The 17534-nt window shown below is 74.6% G+C and carries 8 protein-coding genes; all 8 read left to right on the top strand.

Going from position 1 to position 17534, the window contains the following annotated elements; all coding sequences use genetic code 11:
• Positions 1–46 precede the first annotated feature (46 nt).
• The 8 genes from ACIQNG_RS10540 to ACIQNG_RS10505 all read left to right on the top strand — a co-directional run bounded on the left by ACIQNG_RS10540 (position 47) and on the right by ACIQNG_RS10505 (position 17488).
• A complete protein-coding gene (locus tag ACIQNG_RS10540) occupies positions 47–1390 on the top strand; it encodes an ATP-binding protein (RefSeq protein ID WP_401483927.1) in 1344 nt (447 codons plus the stop codon).
• A gap of 493 nt (positions 1391–1883) precedes the next feature.
• Complete coding sequence (locus ACIQNG_RS10535; protein ID WP_401483925.1) at positions 1884–2651, top strand: D-alanyl-D-alanine carboxypeptidase family protein; 768 nt, start codon at positions 1884–1886, stop codon at positions 2649–2651.
• Positions 2648–3574: an endonuclease/exonuclease/phosphatase family protein gene (locus ACIQNG_RS10530; RefSeq protein WP_401483923.1), complete on the top strand. Its 927-nt coding sequence runs from the start codon at positions 2648–2650 to the stop codon at positions 3572–3574. Before ACIQNG_RS10535 ends, ACIQNG_RS10530 begins: the two co-directional genes overlap by 4 nt.
• A 991-nt stretch (positions 3575–4565) precedes the next feature.
• The gene (locus ACIQNG_RS10525) at positions 4566–5432 is read left to right on the top strand and encodes a DUF4132 domain-containing protein (RefSeq protein WP_401483921.1); all 867 of its coding nucleotides are present in this window, start codon (positions 4566–4568) and stop codon (positions 5430–5432) included.
• A complete protein-coding gene (locus ACIQNG_RS10520) occupies positions 5429–10327 on the top strand; it encodes a DNA-binding protein (protein WP_401483919.1) in 4899 nt (1632 codons plus the stop codon). Before ACIQNG_RS10525 ends, ACIQNG_RS10520 begins: the two co-directional genes overlap by 4 nt.
• 176 nt (positions 10328–10503) lie before the next feature.
• Positions 10504–11664, top strand: a complete 1161-nt coding sequence (locus ACIQNG_RS10515) for an AAA family ATPase (protein ID WP_401483917.1) — start codon at positions 10504–10506, stop codon at positions 11662–11664.
• Between the two features lie 140 nt (positions 11665–11804).
• Positions 11805–15539 (top strand): DUF5682 family protein, encoded by a 3735-nt coding sequence (locus ACIQNG_RS10510; protein ID WP_401483915.1) that lies wholly within the window; start codon positions 11805–11807, stop codon positions 15537–15539.
• Positions 15536–17488, top strand: a complete 1953-nt coding sequence (locus ACIQNG_RS10505) for a hypothetical protein (protein ID WP_401483914.1) — start codon at positions 15536–15538, stop codon at positions 17486–17488. Before ACIQNG_RS10510 ends, ACIQNG_RS10505 begins: the two co-directional genes overlap by 4 nt.
• Positions 17489–17534: the final 46 nt, after the last annotated feature.

Here is a 17534-nt window from a genome sequence, read left to right as displayed (position 1 = left end):
CGCACCCCGCATGAAAACGGACATGAGCGCACGGACGAAAACGGACATGAGCGCACGGAGCCGGGCGGCCACCTTCTGGCGCAGCCTGAGCAACTGGAGATCCCTGCGCTGGAAATTCGCCACGCTGGTGGTCGCGGCGTCCTGCGCCGGGGCGCTGGCCGTGGGCCTTCTCGTCCACAGCGCCACCGTCGAACGGCACCAGCGCGAGGGCACGGCCCGCGCCTTTGATGCACTGGTTGCCTTGGTGGACAAATACAAGCGCACCGGCATCCATCCGCTGGACGAGTACCAGAAAAACGGCGGCCCACCCCCGCCGGACGTCGTGACGATGGCCGGCGAGCTGCCGCCCGAACTGCTCCGCCGGATGGAAAGGGAAAGGGACGCACCGGTCGTCTGGTACGACACCCGGGACGAGGACGACCCGTGGATGTGGGCCGCCCACCGCGTGGACGGCGAACTGTTCGCCGTGAACATCCACATGGGCTCGGAGAAGATGAACCTGGCCGCCCTGGACCGCACGATGGTCAAGGTGTCGGCGGCGACCCTCGCCGTGATCGTCCCCCTCTGCCTCCTCGCCGCCGAGCTGCTCAATCGCCGTCTCCGCGGGGTGGCGCGCACCGCCCGGCGCATCGCGGACGGCGAGCTGGACGCCCGTACCGGCGTCGGCGGACGGCGCGGCGACGAGATCACCGAGATCGCGGGAGCGGTCGACACGATGGCGCACGCCCTCCAGGGGCGGCTCCTCGCCGAGCAGCGGTTCACCGCCGATGTGGCCCATGAGCTGCGCACCCCGGTGATGGGCCTGGTCACCTCCACCGAACTCCTCCCCGAGGGCCAGGCCACCGATCTCGTACGCGACCGGGTCCGCGTGCTGCGCGGACTGGTGGAGGATCTGCTGGAGATCTCCCGGCTGGACGCGGGCGCCGAGGCGGCCGACGCCCGTCCCGTGCCGGTCGGCAGCGTCGTGGAGGCGGCGGTGGCCCGCACCGGACAGCCCACCCGCACCGTCGTCGTCCACAACCAGCGGATCTCGACCGACCCGCGCCGCCTGGACCGCATCATCGCCAACCTGGTGCTCAACGCGCACCGCCACGGCCGTACGCCCGTCGAGGTCCGGGTGGACGGCACGACCGTCGTCGTACGCGACCACGGCCCCGGCTTCCCCGAACACCTCCTGGTGGACGGCCCCCAGCGGTTCCGCACCGGCGCCCCGGAGCGCGGGCACGGTCACGGACTGGGCCTGACCATCGCCCTGGGGCACGCCCAGGTCATCGGAGCCACGCTGCGCCTGACCAACGCGGACGAGGACGGCGGCGGCGCGATCGCCACCCTCCGCCTGCCCTCACCGCCCCCGTCCGGTCTGCCCTCACCCTCCCCGTCCGGCCCCTGATACACAACGGACACACCGGTGCCGCCCGACGGACGCCCGACCGAGCGGCACCCGACGAGCCGTCTCCGCCCTACGGAGATCCCCCCTCCGCAAGGTGAGTGACACGTGCATTCCCGCACGTCAGTCCTCGGAGGCAGCCATGCCCGTCCCCTCAACGACCACCACCCCTGCCCCGGCCCCGCCCGCCGGGTTCCGACCCCCGGCACGGCTGCTGGTGGTCTGGGGCGCGGTCACGGCCCTGCTCCTCACCGCCCTCGGCGGCTGGACGCTCACGACACCTACCGCGCGACCGGCAGGCGGCGGTACGGGCGGCCCGCCCGCCGAAGCCCCATCGGCCGAAGACCCATCGGCCGGAGACCGGTCCGCAAAGGACCCGTCCGCCGAAGACCCGCCCTCCGGAGACCCGTCCGCCGAAGACCCGCCCTCCGGAGACCCGCCCGCCGGAAGAACCGGTTCCCTGTCCCTGCCCTGGCCGAAGGAGGGCCAGGCGAGCGTGACGTTCACGAAGAGCGGCAGGTCCGGGACGAGCGGCGCGCAGCACCCCGTACCGATAGCCAGCGTCACCAAGGTGATGACCGCGCATGTGATCCTCAAGGGCCACCCCTTGAAGCAGGGGAGCCCCGGCCCCCTGATCACGGTCGACCAGCGGGCCGAGGACGAGTCGTTCTCGTCCGTGGAGTCGACGGTCCCCGTCGAGGAGGGCCGCGAGTACAGCCAGCGGCAGTTGCTGGAGATGCTCCTGCTGTCCAGCGGCAACAACATCGCCCGGCTGCTGGCCCGTTGGGACGCGGGCAGCGAGGACGCGTTCACCGGGAAGATGAACGCCGTCGCGGCGGATCTCGGGATGAAGCGCACCACCTACACCGGCGCGAGCGGCATCGAGCCCACGACCACCAGCACGTCCGGGGACCAGGTGCGGCTGGCCCGCGAGGTCATGCGCGACCCGGCGTTCCGGTCGATCGTGGCCACCGCCGAAGTCACCGTCGGAGGAGGCGTGGGCACTCTCACCCACACCAACAAGCTCCTGGGCACGTCCGGCATCATCGGCGTGAAGACCGGTTCGAGCACCCCGGCGGGCGGGGCCCTGATGTGGGCGGCGAGGACGACCCGGTCCGCGGCCACGGACACCGACGACGACCTGATCCTCGGCGTCGTCCTGCACCAGAACCCGGACACGCCCCCCGCCCAGGGCCTCCAGGCGGCCTACGACGCCACGGAACGCCTGGTCGGCGCGGCACAGCGGGTCGACCGCCACCGATGACACCGAAACGCCGCGTCCCCGTCCCCTGGCCGGCCGTGGCGAGCGCGCTGTACGCGGCAGCCCTGCTGGCCCACCCCCTGATCCCCAACACCCCCGGCAACCTGGGCAGCCTCGTGGAGACGTTCCTGCCCTGGTCGGCGGTGGCGATCCTCCCCCTGCTCGCACACGCCCTGCTCCGCCGCTCCGCGCCGGCCCTGTTCGCCGTGCTGCTCCCCACCCTGGCGTGGCTGACCCTGTTCGGAACCACGCTCACCGACAAGGCGGAGCCGGGCGGCGATCTGACGGTCGTCAGCCACAACGTGGGCGCGGACAACCCGGACCCCGCGGCCACCGCCCGCGCCCTCGCGGCGACGGGCGCCCAGATCATCGCGGTCCAGGAACTCTCCGACGCGACACGTGACGCGTTCCGGCGCGCACTCCCGGCCCGCTACCGCCACCACACCGTCCAGGGCGGAGTGGGGCTGTGGAGCACCTACCGGATGACGGCCGCGGAACCGGTGGACATCATGCCGTGGCCCCGCGCCCTGCGCGCCACCCTCACCACCCCGAAGGGCCCCGTCACCGTCTACGTCGCCCACCTCGCCTCGGTCCGCGTCACCCCGGGCTCCGGCTTCACCACGACCGCCCGCGACACCGCGGCCGACCTCCTGGCCGACGCGATCGACCAGGACCCCTCGGCCCGCACCCTCGTCCTCGGCGACTTCAACGGCACGACGACCGACCGCGGTCTGTCCCCCCTCTTCCACGACACGACCTCCGCCCACCGGGCGGCAGGCGCCGGCTTCGGCTTCACCTGGCCCGCCGCCTTCCCCCTGACCCGCATCGACCACATCCTGACCCGCGGCCTGCGCCCCACCTCCGCCACCACCCTCCCCACCACCGGCAGCGACCACCTCCCGGTGACAGCGTCCTTCACCTTCTGACCACCGGACACGATCCGGGAGGCCCACCGAGACGGACTTCGACGATCTGCCGCCTGGAGTTCTCCTACGACATCCGGTACGACCCGCTCGGCCGCCGCACCGAGAAGTACGGCCTCGACCAGGCCGGCCACGCCATCGACGCCGTCCGCTTCACCTGGGACGGCACCCGCCTCGCGGAGCAGACCACGAGCGCCACCGGCACCACGCTCACCTGGGAACACGACGGACACCGGCCCCTGATCCAGTACGAGCGCAAACCGCTCCCCGACGGCACCACGGCCGTCCACCCCGACGCCGACGCGCACACACCCTCGTCCCCGGGCTGCCGGACAGCGGGGAGGGGGACCTCCAGGTGTTCTGGTGTGGCTTCGAACGGCACGGTGAGAGCCGCCACGAACCCCATGGGGAACTGCGGTGGCGGCACGCGGACAGCACCGGCCCCTGGCTGACCGAGGAACCGGCCCCGGAGGTCGTCGGCCGGGAAGAACTCGTACCGACCCCCTGTGCGCTGTATCCGGAGGAACTGGTCGAGCGCCCCTACCTGATGACCCTCGGCCCGGCTCTCCAGCAGCGCATCGCGGCCGGGGAAGGCCCCGACTCCGAGGGCGACCGCTACATCTCCGAGCTGTCCACCGCTCCCGGCCGCATCCGCTCATGCTCTTCAGCCAGTGATCACCCGGCACCCACCAGGAGATCAGGACCCCTCCCCGGCCCCTGCTCAGCCGGTTCAAGGATGGCGACGCACACCGAAGAACGGCCGGAACCGACCCCACGGCCCAGCCGCCCGACGGCCCCGGTGACCAGGGGTGGTCGGGTGTGCCGGAGTGTTCCTGGCGTGCTCTCGTCGGCCGCTCGCCGCGGTCCGTCCACCGCTTCACCGGTCGATTGTCAGTGATCGCCGCTAACGTTCCGCTTGTTGTCGCACCGATGCCGGGAATTCCCGGCTGAACTGTGCATTCTTCTTGCTGTCCGGAAGCGTGAGGCGGGGATCGTGGGCTGGCTGTCGGCGGGTGACGGGTATGAAGTCACCCTGATAGAAGGACGGGTGGCAGCACGTGCCACCTCGGGAAGGGCGGCGGGACGGCAGTTGAAATCGCTGCCGCGCGCCCTCAAGGACCACCCGGAGGTGGACCGGCTGCGGCGGTTCGCGGAGTGGCTGGATCGGCACGCCGCGGCATGTGTCGCTCAGGTGGACTCCTGGATGGTGTCGTCCCTGCCCGTGCCCACCGCCCTGCTGGCCAAGGTGTGGCCGGACGAGGCATGGCAGTCCGCCCTGCGCGACCTGGCCGTGGTCGGCGACGACGCCGACGAGGTCGGGCTCCTGCGGGGCACCACCGAGGACGGCGAGCTGCGGTTGGTGAACCTCGACGGCGAGACCGTCCGCCTCTCCCCCCGCACGGTGACCCTGCCGCACCCGGTCCTGCTGCCCGACCTGGACGACATCCGGGAGTTCGCCGCTGAGCTGGGCGTCGTCCAGCGCGTCGAGCAGATCCACCGGGCGACCTGGCAGCGGCCCGGCGACCTCGCTCCCGAGGCCACCGAGATACGCGAGTTCGCCGGGGGCTCCTTCCGCTCCCGCTTCGCCCTAGCCGCCCGCGCCAGTTCCCTGGGTTACCGCGTCTCCGGCGGCTACGCCACGGCCCGGGTGCGCGACGGCGCACGCACCGTCGAGGCGTCCGTATGGATCGGGGAGCCGTACTGGGAGGACACGGTGGAGACCGGCGGCCTCACCTGGAACACCCAGGAAGGCCGTGCCCTGCCGCTGCGCGAGGTGGGCCCGGTGGCCTGGTCGGAAGGGATGCGGATGGCCGCGGCGCTGTACGCCGGGCGTGACATCGAGGAGGGCAAGAACGCATGAGCGGGGGGACACAGGTGTCGTACGAGGACATGCTGGCGGCGGGCGCGGTCCTGCCGCCGGACACACGGGACGCGGGCGAGCGGGCGGTACCGCTGACGGCGCGCGGCTACCGCCACCCGGGGCTCGACGGCCGTGTGGTGGTACGGCTGGTCGCCGACGAGCTGGGCGCGGCGGAGGACCTCGCCGCCGGGTTCCTCGGTCTGGAGCAGGACGGCGAACCGGCCGTGGTGGGGCTGGGGCTGCGCCAGTCGCTGGGCTTCCCGGAGTGGGTGCTGGTGCACCACCCGGCGGACGGGCACCACGCGCTCGGGGTCGTACCGGACCTGGAGCGGGCGGCCCGGCAGGTGAAGTCCCGGCCCAAGGCCGCCATGGACGCCTACGTGGAACTCGGCGCGCGGCTGGCGGCCTCCGTCCCGCACTTCCTGCCGACCTTCTACGAGCAGGCGGGCCGGGTCTTCCTCGCCGAGGAGAACGCCACGTACGCGGCCCAGTTGTTCAGCCGGGCCCGCAAGGCCGAGGCGGAGCACGGGCTGGTCATCGAGGAGGACCGCCTCGACGCGGTGTTCCTCGAATTCGCCCTCTCAGGCGCGCTGCCGGTGAAGGTGCTGTCCGCCTACGGCAGGGAACTGGCCGCCCGGGTACCGGCCGAGGAGGCGCTGCGGCGCTTCACCCGGCTGTGTCTGCGCCGCACCGCGGGCGGTCTGCCGCCGTCCGCGCAGATGGCGGGCGACCTGCGCAAGCTGGCCCGCGCCGCGGGGCAGGACGCCGAACTCGCCGAGCAGGAGTACCTCTCCGAGCTGCTCGGTCTGCCCGCCACCCTGCGTGCCGCGGCCGGCTGGTGGAAGGGCCACCGGGCCGCGCTGGTGGCGCTGGCCGCCCGGGACCGGCGGGTGCGCGGCACCCTGCTGGACATGGTCCCGGCGGGCTACGACGACGAGATGCCCGCGCTGTGGCTGAAGGTGCTGGAGGACTCCGGCGCCACCGCGGGCCTGTGGGACGCCTCGCTGCCCGAGGAGGAGCGGCCCCGGGACGGCACGGCGGGCTGGCTGGGACGCTTCCTGGTCTTCCGCGAGCGGGCACGCTCCTGGCGTGGCTCGACCCGGATGCCCGAGCTGTACCCGCTGGTGGAGCGGGCCGCGGACCCTCTGCGGGCCGAACTCCGCGCGTCCGGCGGCGCGTTGCGGGTCACGCACGACATCGACCTGATCGACCTGCTGCTGTCCCTGGACGTCCCGGTGGCCGCCCCGGAGCGCGACGAGGCCCTGCCGCTGACGCACTGGGCGCCGGGCGAGGGCCACCGTGACCTGCTGTCCCTGGGCGCCGACGCCCGCTTCCACCCCGCCTTCCTGAAGGGCGCCGACCGGCTCGGCCAGCACGACGACGCGCTGCTGGCCATCCGACTGCTGGCCGTGTCGCCCGGCTGCCGTCCGCTGCTGGCCCGCTGGGTCGCGGACGTCGTCAGGCGTTTCACCGTGGTCGGTCTGCCCCAGTTGCCCGACGCGCTGGGCCGGCTGAAGTGGCTGCCCCCCGAGGCGCTGGCGCTCGCCGAGGACCAGGTGCGCGAGGCCGTCTCCACCGACCTCGCCCCCGTGCTGGCACGCACCCTGCGAGCCGGTCTCTTCGACGAACTCGGCTGGCCCGCCTGGGAGGAGGCGGTGGCCGACCTCGTGCCGAAGACCCAGGTGGAGGATCTGATCGTCGCCGACGCCTGGCCCCACCTCGTGGTCGCCGGCACGGCCCAGGCACGGGTGATCGGCGCCGAGGGCACCCTCCTCACCCACGACCTGCGCATCCCGTCGGGCGACCGCCGCGGCGACCCGGGCTTCCACCACGTCGACGGCGAACTCCTCGTCTACTGGAACAGCAAGGACGGCCTGCGCGGCTACTGGCACAGCCGGGCCGACCGCGTCCAGACACTGGAGGGCCCGCACGCCACCCGCGGCACCGAGATGGACTGGTACAAGGGCGACTTCCCGATCACCCTGCCGCTGCCCGGCGGCGGCCGGGCCACCGGCGGGGGTGTGGTCCACGCGGGCGACACCACCGTGCCCGAGGAGCGCCCGCTGCTCTTCGACGGATCCTCCTACTGGGTGTGGGACACGGACCCCGGGAACCACACGGCACGCGGCTGGTACGAGTACGACCCGGTCACCGGCGCCCGTGGCCGTATGAGCCGGCCGGCCTTCCTCGCCGACGCGCTGCGGGACGCCCCCGACGGCAGCGTCATCGCGGGCGGCAGGCTGCGCCCCTCCCCCACGACCGGCCCCGCCCCCGCCTCCGCGCCGGTGCGCGGGCTCGTCGGCCTGTACCGGCTGACGCTCCCGGACGGTTCCACCCGGGTCCAGGATCTCGCCGGGCACAGCCTCACGCTCCCGGCCGAGGCCGGACTCCCGTACACGCTGGTGATGTTCCCCGGCGCCGAGCGGCCCACCGCGGTCGTGCGCAACAGCTGGCAGCTCGACCTCGTGGACGCGGACGGCGTCGTCACCGCCTGGGCGAAGACCGACCGCACGGCGGGCTCCTTCGGCGAGGGCACCCTGCTGCTGCCGCCGGTGCAGTACTGGGAGTGCCTGACCCCGCGCGACCCGGAGGGCTCGGCGGGGCTGCGGCGCATCGACCGCGACACCGCCGCCGCCCTGCTGGAGGCCGCGGCCGACCAGGACGCCGAGGCGCTGCCCCGCGCTGCCCGCACCCTGCTGTCCGTCACCCACCCCGCCCTGCTCAAGGGCATCGCCGGAGTCGTGCGCTACGCGGCGGCCCAGCAGGGCGTCCTGGACGCGGCGGCGACCCGGCTGACCCAGGCCCTGGAGGGCGGCGCGGCGGACGAGGGGCCGGCCGGTCCTGCGGACAGTCTGCTGGTCGACGCGATGAGCGGGCTGGGTGCGTCGAGCCGCTACTGGTGGGGCCACGACGACCGGGCCGACACCGTCTTCCGCGCCCTGCGCCTGCTGAACCGCGCCACCGAGGCCACCGACACCGAATCGGACCTGGCCGACGGCCGGCTTCATCTCGACGGACCGGAACTGCCCGCCGGGCAGCTGGAGTTGGGCACCCTGATCGCCCGGGTGTCGGCCGTCGCCTACCGGGCCGCCGCCGGCACGACCACCGACGAGCACCGCGAGGCGCTGCGGGCACTGCTGGCCGGCCTCGACCGGTTGGGGATGGGCGGGTCCGCGGAGTCCGGCCGCTGGCGCGCGGTGACCCTGCACCTGGACGCGCACCGGCTGCGCAACGCCTCGGGCGACCGGCGGGAGGGCTCCTGGAACGGCCTGCTGCCGCTGGCCGACGGTGCGTTCATCGCGGTAACCGGGCACGGGGCCCTGGACGACGAAGGCTGCGACTTCGCCGGCCTCTTCCACGACCCCGCGGGCCGGTTCGCCGTGCCGGCGCCCTACCAGATGCTGTCCTGCGACCCACTCGACCAGGGCGAACACCCGGTCCGGCTCGGGGAGTTCCTGGCCCGGCTCGCCGAGCACGGCCCCGCGCCGTGGTTCCCGGAGGCCGCCGAGGAGTTCGCCCGCCTGACCGGCATCACCGAGACGATGGCCCGGCTCGTCGTCGCCGGTCTGCCGGAGGTCGACGCCTACAAGCGGACCTTCCTGACCACCGCGGCCCGTCACGCCATCGGGGTGAAGGCCGCTCCGGCGGCGGTCGCCAAGGACGAACTGCGCGGCATCGACGCCACCGTGCGCGCCGCGGTCGTGGGCGCCCTGCTGCCCGCCGACCCGGTCCGGCTGTGGACCGAGGGCCCGGACGTGGCCGCGGGTGCCGCCGTCTGGAACGCCCGGCTCGGCCGACGTACCGCCCTGCCCGAGGAGTTGCTCGGCGACGCCGTCCGCGCCCTCAAGGATCGGGCGTGGCCGGTACAAGAAGCCCTGCCCGCGCTGCTGGACCCGGCCGGTGCCCCGCAGCTCAGCCGGGATCTGGAGTGGGAGGTCAACGGCGACCGGGTACGGCCCGTCGGCACCGACCCGGCCGGATTCACCGCGGAGACCCTGGTCGGCGCGGTGAGACTCACCGCCTGGCTCGCCCACCGGCTGCCCGCGGGCGACCCGGTCCGCGCCGCGCTGCCGCCCGCGTTCACCGCCGTGCGCGCCCGGCTGGCGGCCCCCGGCCTCATGCTGGACCTCGGCCGCTACATCAACCTCCCCGCGTTCCGGAAGGCGGCGGGTGCGCCCACCGAGACCGGCCCGGGATTCGAGCGCTACGGCGCCGTCGTCCTCGCCACCCAAGACAACCAGCCCGCCCCGGGCATCCGCGTCGACCTCCTCGACGAGGCCGGCCAGGATCCCCACCTGCCCGCCACCCGCGTCGACGATCGCCCCTACCCGGCCGAGATCGCCCTGCGGCTGATGCGCGACCCCCGTTTCGCGGCCCTTCTCGCCGACCCCGGGGAGCCGAGCGCGGGCGACCGCGACCCGGCCGGCACCTGGTGGCCGCAGGACCCGGGCCGCTCCGTGCCCGACCTGGTCACCGAGGCGGCCAAGGAGTACGGCCTCGGCGAGGACGCGGCGACGCTGTATCTGATGCTGCTCGCCATGCCCGACCCGACCGACCGGTCCACCGCCCGGTGGACGGGGTGGAAGCCGGCCCGGCTCAAGGCGGCCCGTGCCGAACTGGCCGCCACCGATCTCGTGGTCGGGGCCACCCGGACCCGGGCCGGCCGCTCCCTCTTCCTGCCCGGCGGCTGGGCCGAACAGCCGGCGCCCCGGGTCCCGCTGGAGCGCTGGAAGCTGCCGCTGTTCGACGTGGTCCACGACGAACACGCCTCGCTCGGCGTGATCGTGCCGACGGAACCGGCCGCCGACCTGTACCGCAGGGCCTGGCAGCGGGTCCTCGACGGTGACGCGCCCCGGTTCGAGGAACTGAAGGTACGACGGGGCCGCCGCCGCTGACCGACCGAGGCGCCCTGCGTGCCCAGCCGTACCTGCCCAGCCGTACCTGACCAGCCAGACCTGCACAGCCACACCGACACAGCCGTGCCTGCACAGCCAGATCTCCCCAGCCGTGCCTGCACAGCCAGACCGGCATAGCCAGATCTCCCCAGCCCAGATCTCCAGCAAGGACATCCATGCCCCCGATCGACACGGCGACGGCCCTTCCGCCCCGGCAGACGCTGCCCGCCGAAGAGCGTCATGCCACCGAACTCGCCTTCCTCGCCGCCCACGACGACGGCCCGCGTCCACCCGGCTGGCTGCTGACGCCCCGCTCCGTCATCGCCTTCGTCTGCGGCAGCGCCGGCGATCCCCTCAAGCTGTCCGAACCTCACGGGACGCTCCCCGGCGAGCTGGTCATATCCCAGAAGTTCGTCGGTGAACGCGCCCTGGTGGAACGGTGTGTGGTCACACTCGCCGGAGAACGCGGCCTGCTGCTGGTCGGTGAGCCGGGTACGGCCAAGTCGATGCTCTCGGAGTTGCTGTCGGCGGCCGTCTGCGGCACCAGCGCGCTGACCGTGCAGGGCACCGCGGGCACCACCGAGGACGCCCTGCGCTACGGCTGGAACTACGCCCTGCTCCTGGCCCAAGGCCCCACGCCCCAGGCCCTGGTGGACTCACCGGTTCTCAGCGCGATGCGCTCCGGACAGGTGGCCCGTGTCGAGGAGATCACCCGCTGCCTGCCCGAGGTGCAGGACGCGCTCGTGTCGATCCTCTCCGACCGCCGGATGAGCGTGCCCGAACTGTCCGGCACGGACGGGGCACAGGTGGCCGCCGCTCCCGGGTTCACGGTCATCGCCACCGCCAACCTGCGCGACCGCGGGGTGTCGGAGATGTCCGCCGCGCTGAAGCGCCGCTTCAACTTCGAGACGGTGCACCCGATCTCGGACGTCGAGGCCGAGACCGCGCTCGTCAAGCGGCAGGCCGTCGCGGCCGTCGAGCGGGCGGGCGCCGCCTTCGACGTGGACGACGCGGTGCTCGACGTCCTGGTGACCGTGTTCCGGGACCTGCGGGCGGGGCGCTCGGCCGAGGGCTGGGACGTGGAGCGCCCCGGCACGGTGATGTCCACCGCGGAGGCGGTGCAGGTCGCCGTCTCCCTCGGCGTGTCCGCCGCCTATCTGCCCGCCGGGGACTCCCTCGACCTGGTCCCCGGACATCTCCTGGGCGTGGTCCGCAAGGACGATCCCGGCGACCACGCGCGTCTGCTGGGCTACTGGGACGGCCCCGTGCGCCGCCGCGCGGAGGACGGTTCGCCGACCTGGCGCCGCCTGTGGGACCTGCGGGAGAACCTTCGGTGACGCTCGCTCAGGACCCGAAAGAGACCTCTGCCCAGGACCCGGGTGTGACTCCGGTCGAGAACCTGGGTGTGACTCCGGTCAAGGACCCGGCTGGGACTCCGGTCGAGAACCCGGCTGGGACTCCGGTCGAGAACCCGGACGTGACCCACGTCCAAGACCCGCGGGTCGCGCTCGACGCCCTCGCCGGCTCCACGGTGCCGTACCTGCTGGGCATACGGCACCACAGCCCCGCGCTCGCCGCGGCCGTGCCCGCGCTGCTGGACGCGGCCGGTGCCGACGTGGTGTGCGTGGAACTGCCGGTCGACTTCCAGCCCTGGCTGGCCCACCTCGGCGCCCCCGGCACAGTCGCGCCGGTCGCGCTCGCGGGCGCCGGGCAGGGCGGGCGGCTCGGCTTCTACCCGTTCGCCGACTTCTCCCCCGAACTCGCCGCGGTCCGCTGGGCGCGGGAGCGGGGTGTCGAGGTGGTCTGCTGCGACCTGCCGATGACCGACCCGCACTGGGGCGGCGAGGCTCCGGACGCGGCCGGGGAACCACGCGAGGCACACGCCGCCCGGCCCGCGCCCACGTCCTTCGCGCAGGCACTCACCGCCGCCGGGACCGGCCGTGACGGTGACGACCTGTGGGACCGCAGCGTGGAGGTGCGGGCCCCGGGCTGCGCTCCCGAGGCGCTGCGCCGGGCCGCGCTGGGTGTCGGCTGGGCCCTGCGTCAGGACGCCGAGTCGTCCGGCGGGGTGTCCGCCGCGGACCTGGCCCGCGAGGCCCACATGCGGGACACGATCGCCCTCGCGGCGACGGGTGGACGCCGGGTCGCGGCGGTGATCGGCGCCTTCCACGCCCCGGCGCTGGCCGACACGACGGCCGGGCGGGAGCGGCCCCCGGGCGACGGCGCGACCGTGCCGGGGCCGCCGACTGCCGACGGGCGGGCGGGACGAGGCGCGGTATCGGCAGGAGCGGTATCGACGGGCGCGGTATCGACAGGTGCGGTATCGACGGGAGGGGCGCTCCCTGGTGGCCCCTCGCCCGTCGTCACCTCCCTGGTCCCGTACGCGTTCGATCTGCTGGACTCCCGGTCCGGCTATCCCGCCGGGATCCGCGATCCGCGCTGGCAGCAGGCGGTGTTCGGCGCCGGGGGCGACCCCGGTCTGCTGCACGACGCCGCGGCCGGGGCGATCACGAGGGTGTGCCGGGAGCTACGGGCGGCCGGGCACACGGCGGGGACGGGCGAGGCGCGGGAGACGCTGCGCGTGGCCTGCGACCTGGCCCGGTTGCGCGGGCTCCCGGCGCCGGGCCGGAGCGAGGTCCTCGAAGCCCTCACGGTCGTACTGGGTCAGGGCGAGCCGCTCGGCCGGGGCCGGGCTCTGGCGCGGGCCCTGGAAGTGGTCCTGGTCGGCACCGAGCGCGGCCGGGTCGCGCCGGGCACACCGCGCTCCGGGCTCGGCCCGTCCGTCGAGGCCGAACTCGCCGCCCTGCGACTGCCGGGCCCGGACGATCCCGCGCCGCGCGAGCTACGTCTCGACCCGCTGCGTTCAGCCCTCGACAACCGCCGGGAGATCCTCCTGCGGCGGCTGGAGGTGTGCGGGGTGGGGTACGGCGCGCCGGTGGCGGTGGCCGGTACGGGCGACGCCGCCGCGCTCTCCTCACGGTGGCGACTGGCGTGGGTCCCCTCGGTGCCGGTCCGGCTCGACCTGGCCGGGGTGCGCGGTGTGACCGCCGCGCTGGCGGCGGAGGGCACACTGCGGGAGACCTTCCGCAGGGAGTCGGCCGACGGCGGCCCCACCTGCGCGCTCGTCCTGACGGGGCTACGGGACGCCGCGCGCTGCGATCTGCCCGCGCTGGTCGCGCAGCGGCTGGACCAGGCCGCCGAGGTGCTGCCCGCGTCCGCGACGATCCCCGAGATCCTCACCGGACTGGATCTGCTGGAGGCGCTGCGCCGGGGACATCTGCCCGGCACGACTCCCGAGGGCAGACGGACGGCGGGTGCGCTCGCCGCGGACCTTCTGGAGTCGGCGGTACGGTCCCTGCCGGGGCTGGCGGGCAGCGACGACCCGGAGGAGGCGGCGGCGCTGGTCGCCCTGGCGGCGCGCGCCGGTGAACTGCGTCTGGGGCTGCGGATGGACCAGGCCCTGGCCGGCCTCGCGGACTCCGCGTCCCCTCTCGTCCAGGGCGCCGCGCTCGCCTGCCGGGTCCTGTTCGACCTGGAGGACGCCGAGACGCTGGGTGCCAGGGCCGCCGGTTGGATCGACACGGCGAGCGGTCCCGACGCACGGCGTACCCTGTCCCGTCGGCTCGTCGGACTGCTGACCGGGGCCGCGCCGCTGCTCCATTCGGCGCCGACCGCCCTCGACCCGCTGCTCGACCGGATCGAGTCGCTGGACGACCGGGGTTTCCTGGACCGGCTGCCGGCGCTGCGCGGTGGCTTCGACACGCTCACCCCGGCGGGCCGCGACCGGCTGCTGCACACCGTGACGGAACGGCTGGGCGACCGTCTCGACCTCGCGCTGGGCGCCTCCCCGCGGTTGCTGGCCCTGTGGACGGCGGCGGACGAGGCAGGCCGTGCGGCGGCGGACTCCCTACGGCCAACACCACCACCACCGCCGCACCGGCTCACCGAGCCATCTGCCCCCGAGGCGACGGCCCCCGGCCCAGCTGCCCCCAAGGCGACGGCCCGCGAGGCGACTGCCCCCGAGGCTGCCGACGCCACCGCCGCGGCGCCGCCGCGCGGGTCCGTCGCGGACGGGCCGCCCGACGGCGTAGCGCGGCTGTCGGCGACGGACCGGTGGCGGCTGCTCCTCGGCAGGGAACACGACCGGCTCCCGGCGGACGCCCGTCGGTACGCGCACGCGCTGGACGAGCTGTACGGCGCGGGTCGCGGGGAGGGCTCCTCGGACCTCGGCCGCGAAGGCGGTCGCGGCGGCGGACAGGACGCCTCTTTCCCGACCGCGCGCGAGTGGGCCGAGGAACTCCAGGCGCTGTTCGGCGCGGAGGTGCGTGAGGAGGTCCTGGCGCGCGCCGCCGACGCGGGACGCAGCGACGTACTGGCCGAACTCGACCCCGGGGCGGTGCGTCCGTCCGTCGATCTGCTGACGTCCGTGCTGTCGCTGGCGGGCGGGATGCCGGAGCAGCAACTCGCTCGGCTGCGCCCGCTGGTGCGCCGACTGGTCGACGAACTGGCCAAGGAACTGGCCACCCGGATGCGTCCGGCGCTGACCGGTCTCGCCACCCCTCGCCCGACCCGCCGTCCGGGCGGCCGGATCGACCTGCCCCGCACCCTGCGGGCCAACCTCGTGCACGCCCGCAAGAGGGCCGACGGCAGCACCCTGGTGGTTCCGGAACGGCCGGTGTTCAGCACCCGTTCGCGCAAGGAGGCGGACTGGCGGCTGATCCTGGTGGTCGACGTGTCCGGGTCCATGGAGGCTTCCGTGATCTGGTCGGCGCTCACCGCGGCCGTGCTCGGCGGCGTGCCCACGCTCAGCACGCACTTCCTGGCGTTCTCGACGGATGTGATCGATCTGTCGGACCGGGTGGACGACCCGTTGTCCCTGCTGCTGGAGGTGCGCGTGGGCGGCGGCACGCACATCGCGGCGGGTCTGGCCCACGCCCGCTCCCTGGTGACGGTGCCGAGCCGGACCCTCGTGGTGGTGGTGAGCGACTTCGAGGAGGGCTACCCGCTCGGCGGGCTGCTCGGCGAGGTACGGGCTCTCGCGAGTTCGGGGGTGCACCTGATGGGCTGCGCCGCGCTGGACGACAGCGGCAGCCCGCGCTACTCCGTGCCCGTCGCCCAGCAGTTGGTCGCGGCCGGCATGCCCGTCGCCGCCCTCAGTCCCCTCGCCCTCGCCCGCTGGGTGGGCGATCGCCTCCGCGGAGAGTCCCGATGAGCCCCGAACTGCCCCCGGTCGCGCCCGAGGTGACCGCCGCCGCCGTGGCGGGTCTGACCTCCCGGCTGCGCAAGAAACTGGACGCCGCCATAGAGACCTACGCGGCCGTTCCCGTCGTCGTGACGGGCGCGGAGCGGCGGGTGCGGTGCGGTGCGGACGCGGAGGTCGTCCTCACCCCCGGTCCTTCCGGAGCGGTCACGGACGCCGAACAGGCGGTGTGCAGCTGCCTGCTGGCGCCGAGGTGCGTCCACCGCGCAGCCGTGCTGAGCGCCTGCCCGGTGGCCGACGCGGACACGATGGCCGATGCGGACGCCGCACCAGACCCGCAGGACAGGTCGGGCAGGTCGGACAGGTCGGACGCGCAGGCGGCAGGGCCCCGCCCACACCCGGCGACCGGGGGGACGCCGGCCACCTCCCTCGCTGCCGTACCGGAACCGGGCGTCGACACCTCGTCACGGACGGACCTCACGGCACCGCAGCGGGCCGCCGCACGCGCCCTGTGGGCCGCCGCGGTGGCGGCGCTGGCCGCCGGGGTGCCCGCGGCGGGCGCGGTCGCGCAGGCGGAGTTGCTGCGGGCCTCGCACTCGGCGCGCCTGGCCGGGCTGTACCGCGCGGAGGGTGCGGCGCTGCGCGTGGTGCGGGGACTGCGGGGCGCGCGCTCCCGCCATGACGGCCACCGGCTGGCCGACCTGGTCGACAACCTGCGTGAACTCCTGCTGACCACGGCCCTGTTGACCGCGAAGGAGCCGGACCCGGCCTGGATCGGGTCCGCCCGCCGTGCCTACCGCCCGGAGGGCGCGCTGCGGGTGCACGGGGTGTGCCGGGAGCCGGTGATCTCGGCGACCGGATACGGCGGGGTGGTCACACATGTCATCTCCGACGACGGACGCTGGTTCAGCGTCGCGGACGTCAAACCGGGCGGTCCCGCCCGAGCGCGCGGTGCCGCGACGGCCCCTGTCGCGCTGGGCTCGGGCAGTCTCGATCACGCCCGGCTCTCGCGCGGTGGGCTGCTGATCTCGGGGGCGACCCTGTCGTCGGACGGCCGGCTGGGAGCGGGCAAGGGCGTCCGGGCCACGCCGGTCGCGGGCCGGTCCTGGACCTCGGGACCGTTGGCCGCCCTGTTCGCACGCCCTCTCTCCGAGGCCGTGGGCGACGGGCTCGGGAACGCTCCGGTGAGCGACCCCGAGCAGGCGCGGCAGCCGGCCGGTGAACTGATCGGCTGCGATCTGGTCATCGTAGGAGCGCTCAACGACCAGGTCTTCGCGAGGGAGTTGCTGCCCGGCCGTGCGGACAGTGACGGCCTGCTGATCCGGTTGCTGCCGGCCCATGGCCATCCCGACCTGGCGCACACCACGAACCTTCGCCGGTTGGCGTCCCGTCCCGGGCTGCGGCTGCGGGTCGTCGGCCGTCCGGATCCCGACCGCGCCGCCACGCTCCGGCCCCTGGCCGTGGGGCCGCTGCCGGACGGCGGCCCGACGACCCTGCGCCTGCCGGAGGAGTGGCTGGGCCATGCCGACCTGGGCTACGACCGCCTGGAAGGCGTCCATCTGCCGCCCGCCGACGCGCTGTCGGAGACGGCCGGACTCCCTGGCGTCCCGCCGGACCCGGTGGCGGAGGCACCGTTGTGGCGGCTGCGGCGGCTGGTCGAGGTCGCCGTGTCGGGTGGCCGCCGAGCCGTCGCCCAACCCGCGCGCGACGGCGACCGCGCCGGGACCGCGGCGGCCCTGCGCCGGGTCGGATTCCGCACGGCGGCAGACCTGTTGACGGAGCTGACCACGGAGGCGGACCGACGCGGCCGTGACGTCTTCGGCCGCACCGAGGAGGCCGACCCGGACGCATACGCCCGCGCCTGGCTCGCCGCAGCCGTCTACCTCACCGGCACCGAACGAGCCCTGATCCAGGCGACATGGCAGCCACCGGACACCCCAGGAGACGCCCCGGCGGCATGAAGCAGGGCGTCGGAGCGAGCCCAGCCGACCACCGAAGCCCCCCGGC

This window comes from Streptomyces sp. NPDC091377, from assembly GCF_044757045.1.
In the GTDB taxonomy this organism is placed as follows: Bacteria; Actinomycetota; Actinomycetes; order Streptomycetales; family Streptomycetaceae; genus Streptomyces.
Note: the sequence above shows the minus strand (reverse complement) of the source record. Positions and strands in the feature narration are given on the sequence as shown.